The sequence below is a fragment of the Bacillus sp. SD075 genome, assembly GCF_017355165.1.
In the GTDB taxonomy this organism is placed as follows: Bacteria; Bacillota; Bacilli; order Bacillales; family DSM-1321; genus Peribacillus.
The window spans coordinates 1-2,766 of record NZ_JADILK010000099.1 but is presented as its reverse complement, the minus strand read 5'-3'; the positions used below and the strand labels follow the sequence as shown (position 1 = coordinate 2,766).

Annotated in this window: 1 protein-coding gene; it reads left to right on the top strand. The window is 37.6% G+C overall.

The features are described 5' to 3' along the window. Positions 1 to 855: 855 nt before the first annotated feature. Positions 856 to 2,565 carry a group II intron reverse transcriptase/maturase gene (gene ltrA / locus IOC57_RS25390; RefSeq protein WP_396020891.1) on the top strand — a complete coding sequence of 570 codons (1,710 nt, stop codon included), beginning with the start codon at positions 856 to 858 and terminating at the stop codon, positions 2,563 to 2,565. Positions 2,566 to 2,766 lie beyond the last annotated feature (201 nt).

The following is a 2,766-nucleotide window of genomic DNA, read 5'->3' as shown; positions in this document are numbered from 1 at the left end:
TGTGTGACACGTTCCTAATTGAAAAGATTAGGCTTGAAACGAATAGGTTTTAAGAACTGTTATTCCAAGAAGTCAAATGATAGGGTAACGCCTTGAAGGGCTTCCTCTAATACTCCGACATGCGACAAGGTTAGTAAGAACCAAATTGTGTGAAGCTCGGTGAAGTCGGCTGAGAGCTACCGTAGGTCATTTTGACACGAAAGCTGTCCAGAGGTGGATGGTGTAGCCCATAGGCCGGGGGTCTATAAAGTACCTATGACTAGAATGGATTTTAAAACCCAACGGTAAGGTAAATCTGACGAATCTCCGAATGTACGGGTCTAAAAGGTTAACATGCAGAAATGCATGGGCTATCAAGTGTAGTGTTGATGTGGATGAGTAAGATTAGTTGTTATGAAAGTCCATACATTGTTATAGGCAATGTCAAGTCAACAGGTCCAAAGGAGAAGTCTAAGGGTATCATGCATAGATAGGAATAACGGAACGTGGAAAGCTACTGACATGGAGGGCTTACTTCCAATGAAATGGTTTGTAGGAAAGTGTCCATGAGATTAGTGGACGTATAACTATAATTTACAGTAGTGAGAGTGATGGCACTGTACTGTAGAAGCTATGGAAACATAGTGGAGGGACAGCCATTAGTCTAATGAAGATTGACCACCCATTAAACGTGACTTAATCGGTTTATAAGGTTCTTGTAAGACTTAAAAAGGTTTCGCTCCAATAAGGAGGTACCGACTTATAGAAAAGATTAGGAAACTGCGACACACTGAATATTATGATCTACAAGATACTTTTGACGTACTATTTCAGCGTAGTCAGAATGGGAACAATTTTTATAACCTAGTGAAACTTATGAAGATGGAAGAAAATATAAAATTAGCTTATCGAAATATTAAAAAGAATATGGGTAGCACAACAGCCGGTACAGATGGATTAACCATTAACGACATCAAGTGTTTAACAATCGAAGAAGTAATGGATAAGGTCAAATCCATGTTTGTATGGTATGAACCACAATCTGTAAGACGTGTATTTATACCAAAGCCCAATGGTGATAAAAGACCGTTAGGTATTCCTACGATATGGGATAGAATTTTCCAACAATGTATCTTACAAATCTTAGAACCCATTTGTGAAGCAAAATTCCATAATCACAGTTACGGATTCAGACCCAATAGAAGTACCCACCATGCTTTAGCAAGAATGAAATCACAAGTCAATAGAAAAAGTAATGGACTGCATTACTGCATCGACATTGACATTAAAGGGTTTTTTGACAATGTGAATCATGGGAAATTACTTAAACAAATGTGGACATTAGGAGTAAAAGATAAAACACTTCTTTCAATTATTTCAAGGTTACTACGGGCAGAAATCCAAGGAGAAGGAATCCCGATTAAGGGCACACCGCAAGGTGGAATCTTAAGTCCTCTCTTATCTAATATTGTACTCAACGAATTAGATTGGTGGGTCAGTGATCAATGGGAGACCTTTGAGACTTCTTACAATTTTCATGCCCCTAGTGCAAAATTTAGGCAACTAAAGAAAACCAAGATGAAGGAATGTTTTATTGTAAGGTACGCTGATGACTTCAAAATCCTTTGTAGAAACTATCAAACAGCTCAAAAACTGTTCTACGCAACGAAGGACTTCCTTAAAACAAGGCTCCATTTAGATATTAGTCAAGAAAAGTCACAAATAGTTAATTTGAAAAAGAAAAGCAGTGAATTTCTTGGCTTCGATCTAAAAGCAACTAAGAAAAGAAAAGGTTATGTAGCTCACAGCAGGATGACTAAAAAAGCAAAAGTACATGCCTACCAGAAACTAAAACGAGCAATTAAGGAAATCCGAAGGAAACAAACACCGGAAGCTGTTTGGCACTACAATACTATCGTAATGGGCATACAAAACTATTACTCTGCGGCTACTCATATAAATAAAGATTTAGATCGGCTAAACTACCATCTTACTAGAACTCTTTATAACCGATTAAGAATAGATTGGAAAGAAGCAACACGATCTGATATGTCGAAGACATTACAGGACAGGTATAAGGGTTATAATCCTAAATTATATAAAATACATGACATCGTCCTTGTACCCCTTTATGCACAAAAACATAAGCCAGCAACCAATTTCTCGCAATGGATCACAAACTATTCACCTAGAGGAAGAGAGAAAATTCATCAAAATCTAAAGTGCATAAATAAAGATGTCTTACGACATATCCAACGCTTCTACATCAAATATAGAACTATAGAATACAACGATAATCGCATCTCAAAATTTGTTGCCCAGTATGGGAAGTGCTCCATTACAGGCATAGAATTAGGTTTGAATGATTTTCACTGTCATCACATTCAACCAAAAGCATTAGGTGGAACCGACGATTATCGGAATCTGACAATAGTTCTCGAAAACATACACCAAGCTATACATACTAAGGATGTAGAAACAACAAGAAATATACTTTCCAAGTATCGATTAACGGAAGAGAAGAAAATTCGGTTTGATGGACTAAGACAAAAAGTTCATTGTAAACCCGTTTTCAATCTAGGTTAATATTGGTCAATTGGATTAGATGGAACGCCGTATGAGGGGAAACTCTCACGTACGGTGTGAAGTGGGGGAAAAGGTGGCGATAATATCAAAATCTTACCTATCACTATTTGGAAATGGGTTTATCGGGTACGCATTAGAACGTGGAGGCTATTCCAAAGAAGTAGCTACCCAGTTTAGTAGCATGATGGCTGCTAGGGAAGG

Coding starts and splice junctions, on each gene's coding strand:
- ltrA (WP_396020891.1), top strand. CDS start 856: ATGAAGATGGAAGAAAATATAAAATTAGCTTATCGAAATATTAAAAAG.